We start from the raw sequence: 20,505 nt of genomic DNA on the forward strand, positions 1-20,505 counted from the left end.
CGGGCGGCGGCCGGAGTGGCCGCCGCCCGAGGCAGGACGGACATGCACGTATCAGCCGGCTCCCGCGCCGCGCAGCGCGTACACCATGTTCATGGTCATCATGGAGCCGGCGCCCCGGTACGGGTGGAGCAGCTCACGGTGGCGGACATGGGCCTCGCTGCTCTCGAAGGCACGGAAACTCGGCTCGTCCGTCCAGTCGCTGACGATGTAGTAGACGCTCCCCTCGGCCTCCTTCTCCCCTGCCTCGCCACGCAGCAGCCACTGCGCCAGATTGCCGGGATTCCCGGTCACCGCGTCGCCAACCTTGAGCCAGGTCTCCTCGAATTCCCGCTCACGGCCCGGATGGATCTCCATGCGCAGCAGCACCCGGAAGACGGCTGAGCCGGGCCTGTCGTCCTGGCCTGTCGTTGGCACGCCGGTCACACTGCTTCCTTGAGCCGCTCGGTGACGTAGTCGAGGAACGACCGCGGACACTCCAGCCGCGGCACTTCGGAGTCCTGGATGGTGACCCCGGTCTCCAGCTCCACCCGGGTCGCGGTCTCCAGCAGTGCCAGTGAGTCGACGCCCAGCTCGCCGAAGGCCGTGTTCTGGAGCTCCTCGGGCGAGGCGGAGTCCAACGGTTCCCCCGTCGCGGAACTGATGATGCGGAACAGATCGTCGAGCGTGAATTCACTCATTGCGCATGCCTTCCTCCCGATTGCTCCAAGCGTTGCTCCCGGATGTCAGCACTGTCTCGAGCCCGGGTCGAGCCGGGGAGCAGGAGCGGAATCGAAGGGGCGGAAGGGGTGGCGTGCTGACACACGAGCGCTAATATGTGTGTGTCACGCATGTGAAGTTCGACCGGAGGGGCCCATGTCCGAAGTGAACACCGAGACCGAGCGCCCACCGGGGCAGCCCTCGGCGCGGGGCCCACGCTATGTGCTGCTGCCCCTGGTCGGCGTACTGCTGGCACAGCTCCTGGCCATGCTCGACATGAACATCACCGCCACCGCGATGCCGGTGATTATCGACGAGTTCGGCGGGCTGAGCACCTTCTTCTGGGTGGCCACCGCGTACACCCTGGCCGCCACCGTCACCACTCCGCTGTACGGCAAGTTCGGCGATCTCTTCGGGCGCAAGCCCGTCTTCGTCTTCGCCATGGCCGCTTTCCTCACAGGGTCGATCCTGAGCGGCATCGCCCAGTCGATGCTCCAGCTTTCGCTGTTCCGGGCCCTGCAGGGTGTCGGCGCGGGCGGCTTCATCGTCTCGGCGATGGCGCTCTACACCGAACTGCTGACCCCGGAGCAGCGCACGAAATACCAGGGCTACTTCTCCACCGCCCTCACCGGCTTCGCCGCGCTCGGTCCGCTCGCGGGCGGTTACATCACCGATCAGTGGGGCTGGCGCTGGATCTTCTTCGTGAACATTCCCATCGGGGCCGTATCCCTGCTGCTGATCCTCACGACGCTGAAGCTCGACCGACGCGTCGCCCGGCCGAAGATCGACTACGCCGGCGCCCTGCTGGTCGGCGGAGTGGCTACTTGCCTAGTGCTCATCTCCAGCTGGGCCGGCACCGAGTACGGATGGGGCGATCCGCTGATCATCGCGCTCATCGGCGGGACGCTGGTGCTGCTGGCGTCGATCGGCCTGGTGGAGCGACGGGCCGCCGAACCGGTCGTCCCGCTCTACCTGCTGCGGAGGCCCATCCTCAACATCGCCAACTTCCAGGCCTTCGCCTCAGGCGCCGCGATGTTCGGGGCTCTGATGTTCCTGCCAATCTTCCTCCAGGTGAGCACCGGCAGTTCGGCCACAGACTCCGGCCTGCTCCTCCTGCCGCTGACCATCGGCATCGTGCTGGCCGCGCTGGTGGCCAGCCCTTTGATGGTGAAGTTCGGCAACGAGAAGTGGTTCGGCGTTTTCGGAGTGATGGTGACCGGCGTCGGGATGGCCATGCTCATCACTCTGACCCCGGACACCGGCAGGCTCGTCTCACTGGCTTATACGGTACTCATCGGCATCGGCCTCGGACTGATGACTCAGGTCTACGCGCTCGCCGTCATGAACAACTCGCCCCTCAAGGACCTCGGCGCGGCCGTCTCACTCCAGACACTCGGCCGCCAGCTCGGCGGTTCGCTCGGCCTCGCCGCCTTCAATGCGATCTTCCACGCACGACTCGTCACGGAACTTTCCGGACTGACGCCGGAGCAGGCGAAAGCGGCAGAACAGCCGGAGAGCGTCCATAAGATGACCGGAAATATTCGGGAAACTGTTTTCGGGGCATATGACGACGCTGTCGACCGAGTCTTCCTGGTGACTGCCTGCCTGCTGCTTGTCGCACTGTTTCTAGCCTTGCTCATCAGGCTTCCGAGTCGGCCGAAGGAGCCTGATCAAGAGGTTTTGAAAGATCAACTAAAGGCTGAAGGGCCCGCGTAGTCTAGTTCGCCAGAAGAGGGAAGGTGAGGTGGTTTCAGGTCTATCTCCCTAGGTGGGAGGGGTTTGGCGCGGGACCCATGTGTACCCGCAAAGACTTCCGATCAGTCGCTGCTCGTACCAGAAGTCGGGAATCCCACATCTGAGATCAAGTTGCCGCCAAGCGTGATAGCTTGAACCCGCAACTTATTGGTGCGGGAGTATTTGTGGATTCTCTTTGGTGGTGGGCGCTGGGTGATTGGTGAATCCCATCTCGAGAGCAGGGTGGCGCGTTCCGTGATGCCCAAGAGTCGCTTTCCGCACCGGCGTGTTGCTTTCTCAGCACAGTTGCTGACACTCCGGGAGGGAAACTCATGGAATTTCGCCTGCTCGGTCCCATGGCGGTCATAGACCCCCGCCTCTCCGCCCCTACGGCACCCAAGCCCCGCAAAGTGCTGGCCCTGCTGCTCCTTCATGCGAACCGGCCGGTCCCCACCTCGCTGCTCATCGAGGAGCTGTGGGAGGACCGGCCGCCCACCAGTGCGGTGCGGACCCTTCAGACGTACATTTTCCAGCTCAGGCGCCATTTCGCCGCAATCGACGACTGCGCGGACGAAGCACCGGCGGGCAGCGGGCGGGAACGCCGACTCATCGTCACCGGAGCGTCCAGCTATCTCCTGCAGGTCGACGAGGGCGCCCTCGACGTCACAGAGTTCCAGCGGCTCTCCGGGCTCGGGCACACCGCTTTGCGTGCCGGCCGTCCGGACCGGGCCGCCGAGCTGCTCGGCCAGGCGCTGGCGCTGTGGCGCGGCCCGGCGCTGGCCGATATGAGTCCCGGCCGGCCTCTGCAGATGCATGCCGTACAGCTCGAAGAGGACCGGCATGCGGCGCTGGAGAGGCGGATAGAGGCTGATCTGCTCTCAGGCCGCCCCTACCACGAACTGATCGGCGAACTCAGCTCGTTGCTGGTCGAGGACCCCCTGAACGAGGGGGTCTGCCACCGTCTGATGTCAGTGTTGTGTCTGGCCGGACGCCGGAGTGAGGCCATCACTGTCTACCACCGGCTGCGCCATCGGCTGGTGGAGGAGTTCGGGATGGAACCCTGCGGAGAGTTACGCGAGCTGTACCAGCGTGTCCTTTGCGACGATCTGTCCGCGCCCCAGGTCCGTGAATTCGTCAGGCTCTAGCGCGACCTGAACCCAGTAGATCCGCAGGCATAGGAGGTGCCCGTCATGGACGCGACCCGGCACAAGGAATCCATCGCCGATACCTTTGACCGCGCGGCGGCGGTCTTTGACCGCTCGCCGGTGGACTTCTTCACCCCACTCGGTGAACGGCTCGTCGCCAGAGCGGAGTTAAGGCCCGGCGATCGCATACTGGACATCGGCTGCGGCCGGGGGTCCTGCCTGTTCCCCGCCCGCGAGGCGGTCGGGCCGGACGGCTTCGTCACCGGCATCGACATCGCCCCCGCCATGGTGCGTCACACAGGGGCGGAGGCTCTCGAGCGGGGCTGGAACAATGTGACGGTACGACAGATGGACGCGGAGGAGCCCGAGTTCGCGCCCGAGTCGTTCGACGTTGTGCTGGGCGGATTCAGTGTGATGCATCTGCCCGGCGCCCCCGCGACGCTGGGGGCCTATCTCCAGATGCTCGCTCCGGGCGGCCGGCTGGTCTACAGCGACCTGGTGGACGAGGACGGGCTTCCACCCTTCGTGCCGCCGGACGCCTTCGCCGTACTGGCCCCTCACTTTCCACCCGGGCCCGATCCACGCGAGCGCGGCCGTGCACCCTGGTCCGAGTCCGCGACGAGTATCACCTCCGCGCTCATCCGGCTTGGATTCGAGCAGGTGACGGTGGCTGAGGAGATCCACGAGATGGCCGTCGCCTCGGGAGACGACTGGATCACCTGGTCGATGTCCACCGGACTGCGCGCCGCCTGGGACGAACTGCGCGGAGCCGAGGCCACCGCCGCCAGAGAGGCGATCGGCACGGTGTTCGAACGGTTGCGCGGTCCCGACGGCCGTATCGTCCTGCCCGTGCCGGTGCGCTTCGTCCATACGCGCAGGCCCCCGGAGAGCCGCAACCTCGCGGAGGAACGATGACCGCCCCGGACAGGCTCATCCCTCACGCGCCCGACGACATAGACGTCGTCTCCCTTGCCCGCACCATGATCCGGTACGACACCTCGCACAACGGCGAGGGCGCCGACACCCTGCCGCTCGTCCGCACCCTGGACCGCATCTGGCGGCACGCCGGTGTAGCCACCGAGATCATCCCGACTCCCAAACCCGGCAACGTCCACTTCCTCGCTCGTATCAAAGGGACCGGGGAGCGGGCTCCGCTGCTCGTGCTGTCCCACTCCGACGTCGTGTCCGCACATCCGGAGGACTGGCAGCACCCTCCCTTCGCGGCAGATATCTCCGACGGCTTTCTATGGGGGCGCGGCAGTCTGGATATGAAAGGCGCAGGCGCGGCCTTCATGAACGCCCTGCTGAGGCATGTGCGGGAGGGGGCTCTGTTCGACCGTGACATCATCTTTCTCTCGGACTGTGACGAGGAGGGCGGCTGGTACGGAACCCGTTGGCTGACCGAGCACCACTGGGACCGGGTCGCCGCAGGGGCCGTGCTCACGGAGGGCGGCTGGATGCTGGCCCAGCAGGAAGGCAGCACACCCATGCTGGCCTCGCTGAGTTGCGTGGACCGGGCCTTCGGCGCGGTACGGCTGACCGCCTCCGGGACAGCCACCCACTCCTCCCGTCCGCTCCCGGACTCGGCGCTGGCCCGGCTCGCCGCAGCGGTGCACGCTGTCTCACGCGCCCGTACTCCGGTCGTCCTCACCCCTCTGAACCGTGACTACTTCGCGGCCCTCGCTCAGGGCACCCGTGACCCCGAACTGGCCGCCGCCGTGCGTCGGCTCCTCGACGCCGAGGATGCCTCCGAAGAGGCCAAGCTCGAGGCGGCGGCGGAAGAGGTACTGAGCAGGTCGCCCTATCCAGGGCTGCACAACGCACTGCTGCGGGCCACCATCGCCTTCGTCTCCCAGGATGGAGGCCTCCGTGCCAACGTCATCCCGCGGCGGGCGTCCGCGCTCCTCCAACTGCGATTCACCCCGGGCGGCCAGTCGCCCCAAGAACTGCTCGATCACATCGGCAAGGTCATCGTGGATTACCCGGGCATCCGCATGGAACTGGTCGGCCCGCCGGGGGAACACTCCGCCGACACCCTTGCCCGTTGGAACCGAGACTGGAACGCCCGCCCTAGCCCCATCGACTCCGACGTCTTCACCGCCTGGCGCCGGGCGGTGGCCCTAACTCATCCCGGCGTTCCCACCGTACCCGCTATGTTCGAGGCGGGCACCAGCGGCAAGCCCTGGCAGGATCGCGGCATCCCGGTCTACGGCACGTATCCCTACCTGGTGGACAATCCAACGCTGACCGCCATGCACGGCGACGACGAGAGGGTGAGCGTGGTGGCCCTACGACAGGGCGCGGAGCTGCTGTACCGGATGTTCGGAGCGTTCGTCGTGCACCGATAGCCCGGCATACTGGATTCCGATCGAGACTCACACCGCTCGGCCGCTGCCCACAGGGCAGCGGCCGAGCGGTCGGGCGCCGTGAGTCTGCCCGCTGCCGCTGCCCCTGGCGGCTTACGGCCCGTTTCGGCCAGCGGCACGGCTCTGGCCTGCGAACCCACTCCACGACCGCTCCCGCTCAAGCCGCGCCCTTGCTGGGACCCAACCGCTCGGTGGACATCGGATCTGGGACCGCAACACTTCCGTGTCGCCTTCCTGCCACGTGTGCCACCAGCGGCGCCGAACGCGTAGCCACCCGTAGACCTTCGCGATGACCTCGGTCTTCTGCCCGCGCACCAACAGCTCGCCGCCGAAGTCGCAGCCGCTTCCCCATCTTCTCCTGCTCTCTGGAGGGCCAAGGGGCGGGGACTCCACCGCCTGCCTGGGCGCTCATCGGGTGGGGTAGGACTCGATTCCATAGGTCATGCTGCGGATCCTGTCACCACTGGTTGGTCGATGGCCAGGGGTTTTAGCTGGTCAGGAACGGACCTGAAGGACGGTCTCGGGAACAGCCAACCGGCCACGCTGTAAGGGGCCGTCTCTGGAGTAACCTGCGGGAGACCCGGCGCGCGTACGAAGAGTCTGTGGGAGGCCTACAATCTCGGTGACTCTGCTTCTTGCCACCCGTGGTGGCCAGCCGGTGGCCGGACGCCTTTGGACGGTGCAGCATCGGGTGGCACGGGTCAACCTGTTGCACGTGCTCTGATCAGGCACAACGTCACTACGCGGCACGGCGGAACACCACGCAACACGAACCCTCACGGTCTCGTAATGCGTAGGTCTCGGGTTCGAATCCCGAAGGCGGCTCCATGGTGAACCCCAGGTCAGGCCTTTGACCTGGGGTTTCTTCTCTTGGGTGACCTTGGAATTCGGGCCATTCGGACAGTTGGTTTCTACGCATCGCAATGCGTAGGTCGTTGATCTACTACCTGTCGCGCGTGGGTAGCCCAATGGGCTTTGAGCTGCGGTTTTGCTGCACTGAAGCGTTGAATTGGCCCGAGGGGCGGCCCGTCCGGTGGACAGCCGGTGGACAGCTGTGCGTGATGCTTCGTCAGAAGCCTCCCGCTCCTCTCGACCGGTGTGTGATGTGTCGCGTGTCCGAGAGAAGGGGACGGGCGGCATTGGGCTGTGCAGTTTCGACATACAGCAAGGCTTGTCGCTGGGCTCGTCCGGTTTCTGCGGTGAGCATCAATGAGATCGTGCAGGCGCTTCATGGGTGTCGCTACCCACGGCCCGATCCCCTCGGTACGGCTGACCAAGATCTTCCGACAGGCCAGCAGTCCGGGGTGGTGACGAGCACCCACTGGATCAACTAAGGGCCTGCCCCCGCTGACAGACGGCCTGCCCGACTTCCTCCTCTTCGTGGAGGACAACACCGACAACGCGGCCGGTCTTAACGTCGACGTGGTGGCCAGGCGGATCCAGCGGAAATTCGGCCTCGGCCACCGGCCGCCCTACCGGCCTCGCCGCCCTCAGCCTCCTGGCCGAGGGCTGAGGTTCCCCCTGTGTGCGGGAGGCGCTGATCAGCTGGTCAGGGCGGGTTGACGGGGTTTCAGGTTCGTTCGTTCTGAGGCGTCTGGCCCGCCGCCACTGAGATCGCCGAGCTGGACGCCGAGATCGGTCCGCTGGTCAAGCAGGCGGCCCCCGCCCTGTTGGAGCTGTTCGGGATCGGACCCGCGACCTCGTCCGCCAGCTCCAGGCCCTCGGCCACCAGGTCACCCTCGAACCCGCGACCGCCTGACCGGCCTCACTCCGATATCCGGTCCGCAAGCGGCCCGGATGCTGCCGCCTGCCCTACCGGAGATCGATGCCGGTGCCGGTCCGGTGCTGGTGATGCTGCACGGCGGCGGACCCGGCGCGAGTGCGGTCGCCAACTACCACCAGAACCTGCCAGCCCTCACCCGGCACTTCCGTGTCGTGCTGCCCGACCAGCCCGGCTTCGGCGGCAGCTACCGCCCCGCCGAAGCCGACCTGGACGCCCGCAGCATCACCGAGATCACGGTCGATGCCCTGCTGCAGACGCTGGACGCCCTCGGCGTCGACCGGTTCCATCTGCTGGGCAACAGTCTGGGCGGAGCAGCCGCCATCGCCACCGCGCTCGAAGCCCCGGAGCGGGTCGAGAAGCTGGTGCTGATGGCACCGGGCGGCGGCTGGCTGCCCTTCGGGCCCACCCCGACCGAGGGCCAGAAGGCGATGTTCCGCTACTACAACGGCGAGGGCCCGACCCTGAAGAAGATGCGGGACTTCATCGGCGTGATGACCGCCGAGCCGAAGCGCTGGGCGGACACTGCACAGGCCCGCTACGAGGCGTCCCTCGACGAGTCCCACATCGCCTTCTACCACGCCTACAACGCGGCCTTCGCCAAGCGGCACGGCATGGACCCGCTCTGGCAGCGGGTCCACAAGATCAAGGCGTCGACCCTCTTGCTCTGGGGCCGCGACGACCGCACCATCACCCTCGACGGCGCGCAGCTGATGCTCAAGCAGATCCGCGACGTCCAGTTGCACGTCTTCGGCGGCTGCGGCCACTGGGTCCAGCTGGAGCGGCAGGCCGAGTTCGAGCGCCTGGTCACCGACTTCCTCAAGGAGCACTGACCCATGGGCTGGCTGGAGGGCGAGGTCGCCCTGATCACCGGCGCCGGCTCCGGCATCGGCCGCGCCGTCGCCCTGCGCTACCTCGCCGAGGGCGCGAGCGTCGCCGTCCTCGGCCGCAACGCCGAGCAGCTGGAAGAGGTGGTGCGCGCCGCGGGCGAACGGGGGGACCGGGTGCTGCCCGTGCCCGGAGACGTACGCTCCCCGGACGACCTGCACCACGCCGTTGAGGCCACGGTCGAGCGGTTCGGCAAACTGGACATACTCGTCCCCAACGCCGGGATCTGGGACTACCACCGCAGCCTCACCAGGCTCACCGGCAAGGAGTTCTCCGAGGCCTTCGACGAGATCTTCGGCATCAACGTCAAGGGATACGTCCTGGCCGTGGAGGCCGCCTGGCGCGAGCTGGTCGCCACCCGCGGGAGCGTCGTGATGACCCTGTCGAACGCCTCCTTCCACACCGACGGCGGCGGCGTCCTCTACACCGCCAGCAAGCATGCCTGTCTCGGCCTGCTCCGCCAGTTCGCCTACGAGCTGGCGCCGAGCGTCCGGGTCAACGGCGTCGCCGTCGGCGGCATGCGCACCCAGCTGCGCGGCCCGCAGAGCCTGGGCCTTCAGGACCGTACGCTGGCCGCGTCCTTCGCCAGGAACGAGGCGTCCGGAATCGAACAGCCGCCGCTCATCCCGCTGTACGACTCCAGCGTCGAGCCAGAGGACTTCACCGGCCCGTACGTCCTGCTCGCCTCCCGCGCCGACAGCGGCACCGTCACCGGAGCCGTCATCCCCGCCGACGGCGGCATCGCCGTCCGCGGCTTCCGCACCCCTGCCGGCGGCGCGGGCCTCTGAACCACCGCCACCGTCCGTCGCCCGTCCCCGTCACCGACAGCCATCGAAGGAGCCGACACCATGGCCGCCGTCGACATCAGCCCCGCCGCGGCACTGCACCGCAGAGCCCAGTTGCCCACCGCCAGTGCCCTCGTCTACGAGGGCCGTGAGATCTCCGCCGCCCAACTCAGCCGCACCGCAGCCGAGTTCGCCGCCGGACTCGCCGAGCACGGGCTGCGCCGCGGCGACCGGATCGCCTACCTCGGCTTCAACAGCGTGACCGTCTTCGAGACGCTCATCGCGGCGGCTCACCTCGGGGCGATCTTCGTCCCGGTCAACTTCCGGCTCGCGGCCGACGAAGTGCACCACATCCTGACCGACAGCGGCGCCCACACCGTGGTGGTGGAAGCGGGCCACCGTGAACTCGTCGAGTCGATCATGGGCGACATACCGGCCCGCCGCCACATATTGGTCGACACCGATCCCCAGTGCCCCGCGGCGGCCGCGCGAGCCGCCGTCTGGTCCCCGCTGTCGGAGCTGCTCGGCCCCGACCGGCCCGCAAGGGAGCGCGCCGCCCTGTACGACGACGACCTCGCGGTGCTCATGTACACCTCCGGCACCACGGGTCGGCCCAAGGGCGTCATGCTCACCCACGGCAACCTCTGGTGGAACGCGGTCAATGTTGACAGCGTCGTGGACACCCGGGCCGACGACGTGAACCTGGCCGTCGCCCCGCTCTTCCACATCGGCGGCCTCAACGCCCTCACCCTGCGCACCTTGCTGCGCGGCGGCACCGTCGTCCTGCGCCGCGGCTTCGATCCCGCCCAGTGCCTCGACGACCTGGTCCACCACCGCGTGACCGGTCTCTTCGCCGTCCCGGCCATGTACGCCGCCCTCGCCCGCGTGCCCGGCTTCGCCGAGGCCGACCTGAGTGCCCTGCGGTCGGCGATCGTGGCGGGCGCACCCGTGCCACCGCAGCTCATCAAGGACTACGGCGAGTGCGGGATCCTGCTCCAGCAGGCCTGGGGGCTGACCGAGACGGCGCCCTTCGCCACCTACCTGCCGGCCGGCCTGACGCGGGAGAAGGCGGGATCGGCCGGAGCCCCCATGCCGTACACCGAGATCTGTCTCGCCGACCCCGTCACGGGCGCCCGCATCCGGGAGACCGACGTGCGAGGCGAGATCTGCGTACGCGGCCCCAACGTGGCCTCCGGTTACTGGGACAACCCGGACGCCACCCGTGCGGCCTTCGACGACGCGGGCTGGTTCCACACCGGTGACATCGCCTACCGGGACAAGGACGGTCTCTACTACATCGTCGACCGGCTCAAGGACATGATCATCAGCGGTGGCGAGAACGTCTACCCTGCCGAGGTGGAGCGAGTCCTCGTCGAGTACCCGGGCGTCCTGGAGGCCGCCGTCATCGGCGTCCCCGACCCCAAGTGGGGCGAAACCGTCCTCGCCGTCCTCACGTGCGAGCCTGGCACCGCTCCCACTCTGGAGGACGTCCGCGGCTTCGCGGGCCGGCACCTGGCCCGCTACAAGCTCCCCACCACAGTCCTGATCGCCGAGCAGCTGCCCCGCAACGCCAGCGGAAAGCTCGCCAAGGTCGAGCTCCGACGCTGGGTCGAGCAGCAGGCCGCCTCGGCTCTCTGACCCGTCCCCACCACCCCTGACCCGCCCGGCCCTGTGCGACACGGCCCGGGCCGGCCCTACACGACCGCGGAGCCCTCGCCATGGCCATCCTCCTCGATGCCGTATCGCCGCCCCCCCGTGCCGGCCCTCGGCGGCGGCTGGAATTTGCGGCCGACCGGTGATCCCGTCGGCATCTCCAGCCGTACCGTCGGCGCCTACGCCGCCACCTTCGACGGCGGGCCGACGATCCTCCTGGAGATCCACCGCGTCCCGCACCACCCGGTGTGCGTCTGCTATCCCTTCGGGGCCCATGACCTCGCCGTCGGACTCACCCTCCCGGACCCCGCCCCTTCGGAACAGGCCCTGGCCTCCCGCCTGCTGCGCGAACTCGTCCCCGCCCTCTTCGCCGCGGACCCACACTGCCGCCGGGTCGTCGCCGCACCGGCCGAGGACGACTCCCCGGCCCAGCTCACCCTGGAAGCCGCGGGCTTCCGCCGGGTCACCGAGGCCGACCTGCCCGGCGGCACGGTCGTGCTGTTCACGGCCGAGCCACCGGCCGTCATGCGTGTGTCCACCGCTCTCGACGACATGCCGCACTGAACCGCCGTACGGCACCGCGAGCCGGCCGCCCACCAGGTGAACCGGCGGGCGTGACCGGCTGACTGCCGTGGCGTCATCCGCGCGGTGAAACCCCCCTCGTGATGCGGTCCTCGGAGCGGGCCGCCCGGCTGGCCGCGCGGAAGGGCGCCGATCCGAGCCAACCGAGAAGGAATCCGACCGGAACCGAGACGATGGCCGGGTTCCGGAGCGGGAACACCGAGAAGTCCAGGTCGGGCAGCACTGCGGTGGCACTGCCGGAGATCTGGGGCGACAGGCACATCAGCGACACGGAGGTGGCCAGACCGCCGTAGATGCTCCACATCGCGCCCCGGGTGGTGAAGCCCTGCCAGAACATGCTGTACAGCAGAGCGGGCGCGATCGCCGAGGCGGCCACGGCGAAGGCCAGACCTATGAGGAAGGAGACGTTGAGGCCGCCTGCGAACATGGCCAGCAACGTGGCGCTCGTACCGACCACCACGGCCGCCACCCGTGTCACGAACAGCTCGCGCTGCTCGGACACGGTTCCACGAGTGATGACCGCGCCGTAGATGTCGTGGGCCAACGAGGTCGCGGCGGCGAGAGTGATACCGGCCACGACGGCCAGCACCGTGGCGAATGCCAGGCAGGCGACGAGGCTGAGCAGGAGCGAACCCCCGATTTCCGCCGCGAGAAGGAGCACGGCCGTGTTCCCGGAGGGGTTGTCCGCCGCGATGGCGTCCGTGCCGACCAGAGCTGCGGCTCCGAAGCCGAGCACGCCGGCGGCCACGTAGAACGCACAGGTCAGCAGGGCCGCGTACTGGACCGATCGCCGCGCGTCGCGCCGGGAGGGCACGGCGTTGATCCGCATCAGGAGATGCGGCAGTCCGGCTGCTCCGATCAGCAGGGCCAGTTGCTCGCTGGCGGAGTCCAGCCTCGTCGTTCCGCCGTCGCCGAAACGCAGCCCCGGCTGCAGGAATCGTTCGCCGTGACCGCTGTGGTCGGCCGCGGCGCTCAGGAGCGCGCCCGGGTTCCAGTCGAATCTGGACAGCACCGCCAGCGCCAGGGCGGTGCCGCCGACCAGCAGCAGGACCGCCTTGAGGGTCTGAACCAGCGTGGCCGCTCCCATGCCGCCCAGGACGATGTAGAGGATCATGAGAGCGCCGAGTACGGCGGCGACGCCCTGCTCCATGCCCCGGCCGGACGTGCCCAGAATTCCCACCGTGAGTGCGCTCGCTCCGACGAGTTGGGCGGTCAGGTACATCAGGCAGACGAGGAGTGTGGCGATGCCCGCCGACAGATGCACCGCACGCGGGCGCAGACGACGGGCCATTCGGTCGCCGATGGTGAACTGTCCCTTGCCGTGGTACGGCTCCGCTACCAGCAGGAGGACGACGACCCAGGAGACGGCGGGCCCCAGAACGGAGAGCGTGCCGTCATAACCGGTGAGGGCGATCAGGCCGGGACTGCCCAACAGAGCGGCCGCGGACATGACGTCTCCGAAGAGGGCCAGACCGTTGTGAGCCGGCGTCAGGCGACCATCGCTGACGTAGAACTCCGTGACGGTCCCTCGGTGCGGGGCGGCCCATACCGCCAGGAACAGCGCGCAGACGAGGAAGACGGCGAAGACCGGTAGATCGGCAGTGACGTGATCCGATGTCATGAGCGGTGCCTCAGCTCCTCGGTGGACGTTCCCAGGCTCTCGAGGAGAGGGTCGAGTGAGGTCTCGGAATACCGCCCGTACCACAGGACCCAGGCCGCGACGGCGACGAGTTGCAGCAGACCGAGGCCGAGACCCACGTTCAGCGGGCCTGCCACCGGCAGGGCCATGAAGTCCCTGGCCGCGTTGGCCGAGCCGCTGATCAGCAGGTACAGGGCGATGACCGGGGCGCCGGCGAGGAGGGCGCGGCGATGTGCCGCGCGCGCTCTGCGAGGGACGCCCGCCGCCTCGAGGGCGGCTGACAACGTCGTCCCCGAGGCGATGGGCACGGAGCGGGCATGAGGATGGCGCCGAGCCAGGTCCGCGGCAACGCGCGAGGCCCACGCCCGCCGTTCGCGGCGGGCGCGGGCCTCGGTGCCCTCGGAGCTCAGCGATCGCCCGTACCGGAGGCTGAGTGTGTCCAGGCTTCCGAACGACGCGTAACAGTCGTTCATCGCCCGGGCCAGCTCGTCATCGGAATACAGGCGTCCGTGGTCGAGACGGCTCAGGTACAGGATGACGGCCGCGAGCGCATCCTGTTGGGGAGGTCTGCTCTGGGGATACATGGGCGGCTCTCTGCGTAGTGGGGCTGCGTGATGTGTGGATGGTCGCGGCGCTGTAGTCCCCGAGCGCCGCGAGATCCAGCTCCCGTCCGCCGGCTGATGAGTCGGTCGCGGCAGGGGCTGCGCCGGGGCGTCGCGGTGAACGGCGCCCCCGGCCGACGAGCCATCCGCCCCTCCGCGGCAAAGGCTGTGAGTTCCGGGAGGAGGGTCGGTGGCGTGTGCGTCACATCCGGACATCACATACCCGTTGCAGACGTGGCCACAGCGGTTGTTCCGCCATGCGGCACAGGGAACACCTGGCGAAGCCCGGGCAGTTGCGCCGAATGACCCCGGCGGATCACCGCGTCAGCCGACGCGCGTCTTCGGCAGTTCGCGGCGGATGCCCGGCCAGGTGCCGCCGGCCGGGCAGGATGAGGGTGCGGGGCTCTGCACCCTCATCCTGGCCGACATCCGCCGGATCTTCGCCGCAGAGGGCGATCCTGCAACGCTGCGGACGAGCCGCCTGATTGAGCAGCTCAACGCTGGCTCGGAGACGCCGTCGGCCGAACACGGCCCGCAGAGGCTGACCCCGCGCGGCCTTCAGCTGCTGGTGAAGGACTACGGCATCGGCTCGGCCAACCACCGCTTCCCCGGCGGGACTCAGACCAATCCGGGCCCGACGCGCGTGGCGGCCCAAGCCGCTATCTGCGCCCGTGATCGCAGCTTGAGTTTGTCCCGCCGTCCTCATCACCCTCCTCCTGCCCGGCATCGGCACCATCGCCGAACTCGAACGAGCCCACGACCTCGGCGTCCGCTCGGTCCGCGTCGCCACCCACTGCACCGAGGCCGACATCGCGGCACAGCACATCGCCAAGGCCCGCGAACTCGGCATGGACGTCGCCGGTTTCCTGATGCTGAGCCACATGGCCCCGGCCGCTGAACTCGCCACCCAGGCCAAGCTCATGGAGTCGTACGGCGCACACTGTGTGTACGTCACGGACTCCGGCGGCCGGCTCACCATGGACGGCGTCCGCGCACGCGTGCGCGCCTACCGTGACGTGCTGGACCCGGCCACCGAGATCGGCATCCACGCACACGAGAACCTCTCCCTGTCCGTCGCCAACAGCGTCGTCGCGGTGGAGGAGGGCGTCACCCGCGTCGACGCGTCCCTCGCCGGACAGGGCGGGGGCGCGGGCGCGGGCAACTGCCCCATCGAGGCCTTCGTCGCCGTCGCCAACCTGCAGGACTGGAAGCACGGCTGCGACCTGTTCGCCCTTCAGGACGCCGCCGACGGCCTCGTACGACCGCTCCGGGACCGCGCCGTGCAGGTCGACCGGGAGACACTGACGCTCGGCTACGCGGGCGCGTACTCCTCGTTCCTGCGCCACGCCGAAGTCGCCGCCGAACGCTACGGTGTCGACACCCGCGCCCTGCTCCTGGAGGTCGGCCGCCGCAGGCTCGTCGGCGGCCAGGAGGACATGATCGTCGACATCGCACTCGACCTCGGGTCGGCCGCGCCCGCCACCCCGGTTCCGTAGTTTCCGTGTTTCCGTTCGCACACCCACGGCAGATGGGCCGATGGGTGTGCGAACGGCTGCCCGCGTTCCGGGCAAACGCAGGCATTGCAGGCGGCCAAACGTGCATATTGCAGGCACCTGGCCGCTGTTGCGCAGGGCGGCACATCCATGCGCGGACCGGTCACGGGCCTCTTACAGTCCACCGCACCCAGTCCCCACTGTGGCCCGGATCACTTCGAGATCCGGTCCTGTCGGAGGTGAGCCGCTCCATGTCCGAGACCAGCAGCGACACAGCGCCCGTCGGTACCACCACACCCCCCGCCCCACCGCCCGCGGCGAAGGAGAACGTGTCGCGCGTCGCCGTCGCGAGCCTTGTCGGAACCACCATCGAGTACTACGACTTCGCCGTGTACGGCACAGCGGCCGCGTTCGTTCTGGGCCCGGCCTTCTTCCCGTCCGGCAGCTCCACGGTCTCGACCCTGGCGGCGTTCCTGACCTTCGCCGCCGCGTTCCTCGCCCGCCCCATCGGCGTCGTGCTGTTCGGGACCATCGGTGACCGGCTCGGCCGCAAGCGGGCCCTGGTCACCTCGCTGGTGCTGATGGGCATAGCCACGGTCGGTGTCGGTGTGCTACCGACGTACGAGACGGCGGGGCTCCTCGCCCCGGTGCTCCTGGTCGCCCTCCGGCTGTTGCAGGGCGTGAGCATGGGCGGCGAGTGGGGTGGCGCGGTACTGCTCGCCGCCGAGCACGCGCCGCCCGGACGACGGGCGATGCACGCGTCCATTCCGCAGATCGGCGCGCTGCTGGGTTTCCTGCTGTCCAGCGCCGTGATCCTGCCGACCATCGCCGTCGCGGGCCGGGACGGTTTCGCCGACGGGGCGTGGCGCGTGCCGTTCCTGCTGAGCACGCTGCTCATCGTCGTCGGGTTCTGGGTGCGCACCCGTGTGAGCGAGTCGCCGGTGTTCAGCCACCAGTCCTCGGACGCCCGCCCCGCGCCGCGGTTTCCCCTGGGCGCCCTGGTCAAGGAGCACCCGGGGCGGCTGCTGCTCGGGATAGGCGTGGCGGTCGGCGGTTCGGCCGTCTACTACCTGACGATCGTCTACAGCATCTCGTACGGGCCGAAGGCGCTCGGCATCCCGCAGAACACCATGCTGGCCGCCGCGAGCGTGGCCGCCGGCGTGACCGCCATCGCCGTGATCCCGGTGGCCCGGCTGGCCGACCGGGTGGGGCGACGGCCGGTGATCCTGACCGGGGCGATCGGCTGCGTGGTGTGGGCGCTGCCCATGTTCGGCTCCATGGAGACGGGCAACGGGCTGGTCATCACCGGAGCGTTCACCGTGGGACTGGTGCTCTTCATCCTGATGTTCGCGCCGATCGCGGCCTTCCTGCCGGAGCTGTTCCCGGCCCGGCTGCGCTACACCGGAGCCTCGGCGACCTTCATCCTCGCCAACACGCTCGGTGGCGGCTTCGCCCCGCTGGTCGCCACCTGGCTGAACTCCCAGTGGAAGTCGCCGCTCGTGCTCGGTGCCTACGCGGGCGGACTGTGCCTGATCAGCCTGCTGTGTGTGCTGGCGCTGCCGGAGACGCGTGACCGCGACTTCGCGGCCTGACACGCCGACAGCACCACACACGGAGCCGCTCCACCGGCCGTGCCGCGCGCACGGTGACCGTGCGCCGCGTGTCGGCCGCGGTACGACCGGTGGAGCGGCTCGTGACGCCCCGGGTGCGGCTCGGCGGGCCCGCCCGTGCCGCTCGACGCCACCGCCCCGTCGTCCCTGGCGCTCAGCGCGGACCGGTGCCGTGGGTGCGGGCCACGCCGGTGGCTCCGGTGCCGGGCTGGACGCGGGGCACGCTGACCACGATGTGCACCAGGCTCTCGCCGACCAGTGACTCGTACACATGAGGCCGGTCCCCGGGACAGCGCACGAAGTCACCGGCCGTCAGTTCCACCGGGCTGTCGGCGGGGCCCACCGCACCGTGCCGCTGATGACGTACAGGTGCTCCAGGGTGCCCACCGGGTGCGGCTCGGAGGGTCCGCCCGCACCGGCGGGATCGTCGCAGACGCGCACCAGACAGTTCTCGATCACACCGGAGTCGTACACGCTGTCGAGCAACCGGGACTCGTATGTTCCGTGCCGCTGCCACACCACCTCGTCGCGGCGCTGAACGGTCATCACCTGCTCCAGGTTGGACAGCGTCTGCTTGGCCAGGCCGGACTGCCGGGCCAACTCGGCCAGGGACAGGCCCCGTTGCTCTCTGAGGAGGCGCACATTCCGTGCGACCACGGTGTTTCCCGAGGACACGGGCACAGCACCACCGGGGGCCCGGTGCATTGGCACCCTCGCTATGGCCCTCACATGGCTCTGTTGTTCCATTCGCGGTCTCCCTACCTTGCTTGAAAGGCGACCGACTTCTGGTCGGATCTCGCCGGCCGTGGGTGAGGAGGGCCACCGTACATGCGTACCGATATCGGCACTCGATCCTTTTTCGTTTGGAATTCCGGTGACGGGTTCACCGCCGAGGAAGACGACCAGGGGATGGTCATAGCCGATTCCTGGCTGCTTCGGGAGGGCCGGGTCCGGGGTTACGAAATGCACTGGAACCGGTTCGGAAACGCCATCGGTGCCTGTGGTGTCGACCGTGCCGGGATCACGGAATTCCGAGCCGCCGTCACCGCGCGACTGCCGCGGACCGGAACATGGTTTCCCCGGGTCGAACTGCTCGGCGGCCCGTCGCCCCGACTGGCGCTGAGGCTGCGTCAGGCCCCGCCACTTCAGGACAGCGCCCGTGTCTGGGTGGCGGATCGCGTCGATCCGCGCACGTGCCCCACGCGCAAGGGGCCCGACTTCCCGGTGCAGGGGCGGCTGAGGAAACAGGCCAGACAGCACGGTGCCGACGAGGCGATTCTGGTCGACGAGCACGGCAGGGCCGTCGAGGGGGCCTTCAGCAGTCTGCTGTGGTGGGACGGCGGCGACCTGTGCACCGCACCGGAGGACGGCCGGATCCTGCCCGGCATCACCCGACGTCTGCTGCTCGACCACGCCGCCCGGCTCGGAGTGACGGTGCGTCATACGCGGGTGAGCCCGGCCCGGCTCGCGCGGTGCGAGGTGTGGATCACGAGCGCCCTGCACGGCATCCGCGTCGTGACGGGCTGGGAGCCACAGGGCGTGCCCGCACCACCCGTTCCCTCGGCCGGCGGGCCGTGGCAGGCCCACCTGGAATCGCTCATGGAGCCGCTGCCCCTGCGGTGAGACACCGCTGTGGCACCGCACGGTGTCCCGGCTCGACGCGTCCCGCCCGTCCACCGCGCGAGCCGTCACGCGTCCCACGAGTTCACCACAGAGTAAGGAGAATCGAGATGAACATCCGATCCCTGCAACGGCATCTGGCGTCGGTTCGCCGTATGAAGCTCGGCCCTTCGCACCGGGGGTTCCGGGCACGGCTGGAGCTGGTGTCCGAGCGTTCCCTCGGCGTCGGGACCTTCCTCTGGCACACCCTGGACCGGGCAGCCGACCAGGATGCTCCCCTGCTGTACCACCTGCCGCGCGGCGGTGGGGAGAAGGACGTCCGCGTCTTCACCCTGGCTGATCTGCGGGACGCGACCGAGCGCTACGCACGCTGGTTCCACGCCGCCGGTGTGGTGCGCGGTGACCGGGTCGGCATCTACAGCGGGGACGGCATCGCCAACTTCGTCCACTTCATGGCCCTGAACAGCCTTGGGGCCATTCCCGCCCCGGTCAACCCGAACATGGCTCCGCACATCGCGGCGCGCTATCTGAAGCGACTGGAGCCGCGCGGGGTCGTCGCCGACGCCGACCGGCTGGACTCCCTCGTCGAGGCCGCCGAGAGCCCGGACGGGTTGGGCTTCACGGTCGCGCAGGAGGAAGTCGACGCCGCGGGCAGCGCGGGCCCGCTGCCCGTCGGCTACCCCTACATGCACGGTGACCACGATCCGGTGCTGATCGCGCACTCCTCGGGGACCACGGGCCTGCCCAAGGCGCCGATCCTCGGCCACCGGCAGTTCTTCGCGGGCAAGCGCCCCCGCATCCTCACGATGCCGTCCGGCGTCGACGACAGGAACCTGCTGGTGTTCCCCCCGTCCCACGGCTCCGGCCTCAGCTACATGATGATGGCCACCCTGACCGGTGTGCCCACCCTGGTGATGGAGGAGCAGCGGGGACCGGCGGTGGCCGAGGTCATGCGCTGGTGGAAGCCGACCGTGGTCATCGCCTTCCCCATCACCTTCGGCGAGCTGGCGGCGCTGGGCGTGGAGCCGTCCGCGGCCTCGCGGGTGACCACCTGGCTGAGCACGGCCGACGCCTCGCACGAGGCCCACATCCGCGAGCTGGTACGGCTCGGACGGCACCGCTCCGGCGGCAAGTGGCGGCAGGGTTCGCGCTACATCGACGGGCTCGCCTCGACCGAGGTGGGCATGGCCGTGTTCCAGAACATCCACGGCCCGGACACCGACGCCTACAAGCGGTGTGTCGGCCACCCGGAGCCCATCGTCGAAGAGGCCACCGTCTACGACGAGCAGGGCAAGCGGCTGGGGCCGAACGAGATCGGGTTCATCGCGGTCAAGACACCGACCGAGACGCTGGGGTACTGGAACGACCCGGATCTGACACACCGTTCGAAGCACGACGGCTTCTGGCTCACCGGCGATATCGGCTACTACGACGAGCAGGGCCGCTTCTACCAGTACGACCGGGTCACCGACGTCATCCACACCGCCCGCGGGCCCGTCTACAGCCTGCCCACGGAGGAGCTCGTCCTGAAGGCCTGCCGTCAGGCGGTGGACTGTGTGGTGGCCGCCGCCGTCAGCCCCACCGACGAGGAGCTGTCCGAACCGATCGCCGTGATCCGGCTGGCCGAACCCTGCCGGCTGACCTCGGAGGAGCTGCTGTCGCAGATCAACGGGGCACTGCGCAAGGCCGGTACGCACGAGGTCTCCGCGGTCGTACTCGTCAAGGGCGAGAACGACATCCCGCTCGGCGTGACCGGCAAGGTGCTCAAGCGTGAGGTACGCAGCGCCTACGAGAAGGTGCTGCTGTCCGACGACGACCAGGGGCTCGACATCGCTCGCACACGTGCGGCGCGGAACTCGCTGAGCAGCCGTGCCTCGACGTCCGACCCCCGGCAGGACCAGGCCGTCTGAGG

Annotated in this window: 16 protein-coding genes and 2 pseudogenes; 13 read left to right on the forward strand and 5 right to left on the reverse strand. The window is 69.0% G+C overall.

All coding sequences use genetic code 11. The features are described from left to right. Positions 1-51 precede the first annotated feature (51 nt). Positions 52-423 carry an antibiotic biosynthesis monooxygenase family protein gene (locus AQJ91_RS42135; RefSeq protein WP_234383363.1) on the reverse strand — a complete coding sequence of 124 codons (372 nt, stop codon included), beginning with the start codon at positions 421-423 and terminating at the stop codon, positions 52-54. Beyond that, positions 420-677, reverse strand: coding sequence for an acyl carrier protein (locus AQJ91_RS42140; RefSeq protein WP_067033435.1), 258 nt, complete (start codon positions 675-677; stop codon positions 420-422). The genes AQJ91_RS42135 and AQJ91_RS42140 overlap by 4 nt, the downstream gene beginning before the upstream one ends. A 175-nt stretch (positions 678-852) precedes the next feature. On the opposite strand from AQJ91_RS42140, the gene AQJ91_RS42145 reads away from it, so the two are divergent. From AQJ91_RS42145 to AQJ91_RS42180, 8 genes are all read left to right on the forward strand, one after another. Then, positions 853-2,412, forward strand: a complete 1,560-nt coding sequence (locus tag AQJ91_RS42145) for an MDR family MFS transporter (RefSeq protein ID WP_067033438.1) — start codon at positions 853-855, stop codon at positions 2,410-2,412. Positions 2,413-2,762: 350 nt separating this feature from the next. Beyond that, positions 2,763-3,575, forward strand: coding sequence for an AfsR/SARP family transcriptional regulator (locus AQJ91_RS42150; protein ID WP_067033440.1), 813 nt, complete (start codon positions 2,763-2,765; stop codon positions 3,573-3,575). Between the two features lie 45 nt (positions 3,576-3,620). After that, positions 3,621-4,490 (forward strand): class I SAM-dependent methyltransferase, encoded by an 870-nt coding sequence (locus AQJ91_RS42155; RefSeq protein ID WP_067033443.1) that lies wholly within the window; start codon positions 3,621-3,623, stop codon positions 4,488-4,490. Next, positions 4,487-5,923: a M20/M25/M40 family metallo-hydrolase gene (locus tag AQJ91_RS42160; protein ID WP_067033444.1), complete on the forward strand. Its 1,437-nt coding sequence runs from the start codon at positions 4,487-4,489 to the stop codon at positions 5,921-5,923. The genes AQJ91_RS42155 and AQJ91_RS42160 overlap by 4 nt, the downstream gene beginning before the upstream one ends. A 1,815-nt stretch (positions 5,924-7,738) precedes the next feature. Beyond that, the gene (locus tag AQJ91_RS42165; protein ID WP_067033448.1) at positions 7,739-8,554 is read left to right on the forward strand and encodes an alpha/beta fold hydrolase; all 816 of its coding nucleotides are present in this window, start codon (positions 7,739-7,741) and stop codon (positions 8,552-8,554) included. Between the two features lie 3 nt (positions 8,555-8,557). Continuing rightward, entirely contained in the window at positions 8,558-9,397 is an 840-nt protein-coding gene (locus tag AQJ91_RS42170) for an SDR family NAD(P)-dependent oxidoreductase (RefSeq protein WP_067033450.1), read from the forward strand. Between the two features lie 60 nt (positions 9,398-9,457). After that, positions 9,458-11,032, forward strand: coding sequence for an acyl-CoA synthetase (locus AQJ91_RS42175; protein ID WP_067033453.1), 1,575 nt, complete (start codon positions 9,458-9,460; stop codon positions 11,030-11,032). A 96-nt stretch (positions 11,033-11,128) separates the two neighbouring features. Beyond that, positions 11,129-11,611, forward strand: a complete 483-nt coding sequence (locus tag AQJ91_RS42180) for a GNAT family N-acetyltransferase (RefSeq protein ID WP_067033456.1) — start codon at positions 11,129-11,131, stop codon at positions 11,609-11,611. Positions 11,612-11,684: 73 nt separating this feature from the next. Here AQJ91_RS42180 and AQJ91_RS42185 read toward each other — a convergent pair whose 3' ends face one another. Beyond that, positions 11,685-13,250: a sodium/solute symporter gene (locus AQJ91_RS42185; protein ID WP_079085617.1), complete on the reverse strand. Its 1,566-nt coding sequence runs from the start codon at positions 13,248-13,250 to the stop codon at positions 11,685-11,687. Beyond that, positions 13,247-13,852 (reverse strand): DUF485 domain-containing protein, encoded by a 606-nt coding sequence (locus tag AQJ91_RS42190; protein WP_067033458.1) that lies wholly within the window; start codon positions 13,850-13,852, stop codon positions 13,247-13,249. The genes AQJ91_RS42185 and AQJ91_RS42190 overlap by 4 nt, the downstream gene beginning before the upstream one ends. Before the next feature lie 376 nt (positions 13,853-14,228). Here AQJ91_RS42190 and AQJ91_RS51155 point away from each other — a divergent pair. The 3 genes and pseudogenes from AQJ91_RS51155 to AQJ91_RS42200 form a co-directional block, all read left to right on the forward strand. After that, a pseudogene (locus AQJ91_RS51155) lies at positions 14,229-14,486 on the forward strand (DUF3631 domain-containing protein); the annotation flags it as partial. A 79-nt stretch (positions 14,487-14,565) separates the two neighbouring features. After that, a pseudogene (dmpG, locus tag AQJ91_RS42195) lies at positions 14,566-15,366 on the forward strand (4-hydroxy-2-oxovalerate aldolase); the annotation flags it as partial. Positions 15,367-15,614: 248 nt separating this feature from the next. Then, positions 15,615-16,955 carry an MFS transporter gene (locus tag AQJ91_RS42200; RefSeq protein WP_067033461.1) on the forward strand — a complete coding sequence of 447 codons (1,341 nt, stop codon included), beginning with the start codon at positions 15,615-15,617 and terminating at the stop codon, positions 16,953-16,955. Positions 16,956-17,285: 330 nt separating this feature from the next. On the opposite strand, the gene AQJ91_RS57605 is transcribed toward AQJ91_RS42200, so the two are convergent. Beyond that, entirely contained in the window at positions 17,286-17,630 is a 345-nt protein-coding gene (locus tag AQJ91_RS57605; protein WP_267891302.1) for a helix-turn-helix domain-containing protein, read from the reverse strand. 252 nt (positions 17,631-17,882) lie between these two features. Between AQJ91_RS57605 and AQJ91_RS42210 the strand changes: the two genes are divergently transcribed. Next, positions 17,883-18,596, forward strand: coding sequence for an aminotransferase class IV (locus AQJ91_RS42210; protein ID WP_067033464.1), 714 nt, complete (start codon positions 17,883-17,885; stop codon positions 18,594-18,596). Between the two features lie 107 nt (positions 18,597-18,703). After that, positions 18,704-20,503 (forward strand): class I adenylate-forming enzyme family protein, encoded by a 1,800-nt coding sequence (locus AQJ91_RS42215; protein ID WP_067033467.1) that lies wholly within the window; start codon positions 18,704-18,706, stop codon positions 20,501-20,503. Positions 20,504-20,505 lie beyond the last annotated feature (2 nt).

This window comes from Streptomyces dysideae, from assembly GCF_001514305.1.
Classification (GTDB): Bacteria; Actinomycetota; Actinomycetes; order Streptomycetales; family Streptomycetaceae; genus Streptomyces; species Streptomyces dysideae.

Coding starts and splice junctions, on each gene's coding strand:
- AQJ91_RS42210 (WP_067033464.1), top strand. CDS start 17,883: ATGGTCATAGCCGATTCCTGGCTGCTTCGGGAGGGCCGGGTCCGGGGT.
- AQJ91_RS42145 (WP_067033438.1), top strand. CDS start 853: ATGTCCGAAGTGAACACCGAGACCGAGCGCCCACCGGGGCAGCCCTCG.
- AQJ91_RS42150 (WP_067033440.1), top strand. CDS start 2,763: ATGGAATTTCGCCTGCTCGGTCCCATGGCGGTCATAGACCCCCGCCTC.
- AQJ91_RS42215 (WP_067033467.1), top strand. CDS start 18,704: ATGAACATCCGATCCCTGCAACGGCATCTGGCGTCGGTTCGCCGTATG.
- AQJ91_RS42175 (WP_067033453.1), top strand. CDS start 9,458: ATGGCCGCCGTCGACATCAGCCCCGCCGCGGCACTGCACCGCAGAGCC.
- AQJ91_RS42155 (WP_067033443.1), top strand. CDS start 3,621: ATGGACGCGACCCGGCACAAGGAATCCATCGCCGATACCTTTGACCGC.
- AQJ91_RS42165 (WP_067033448.1), top strand. CDS start 7,739: ATGCTGCCGCCTGCCCTACCGGAGATCGATGCCGGTGCCGGTCCGGTG.
- AQJ91_RS42190 (WP_067033458.1), bottom strand. CDS start 13,852: ATGTATCCCCAGAGCAGACCTCCCCAACAGGATGCGCTCGCGGCCGTC.
- AQJ91_RS42185 (WP_079085617.1), bottom strand. CDS start 13,250: ATGACATCGGATCACGTCACTGCCGATCTACCGGTCTTCGCCGTCTTC.
- AQJ91_RS42140 (WP_067033435.1), bottom strand. CDS start 677: ATGAGTGAATTCACGCTCGACGATCTGTTCCGCATCATCAGTTCCGCG.
- AQJ91_RS42160 (WP_067033444.1), top strand. CDS start 4,487: ATGACCGCCCCGGACAGGCTCATCCCTCACGCGCCCGACGACATAGAC.
- AQJ91_RS42180 (WP_067033456.1), top strand. CDS start 11,129: ATGCCGTATCGCCGCCCCCCCGTGCCGGCCCTCGGCGGCGGCTGGAAT.
- AQJ91_RS42170 (WP_067033450.1), top strand. CDS start 8,558: ATGGGCTGGCTGGAGGGCGAGGTCGCCCTGATCACCGGCGCCGGCTCC.
- AQJ91_RS42200 (WP_067033461.1), top strand. CDS start 15,615: ATGTCCGAGACCAGCAGCGACACAGCGCCCGTCGGTACCACCACACCC.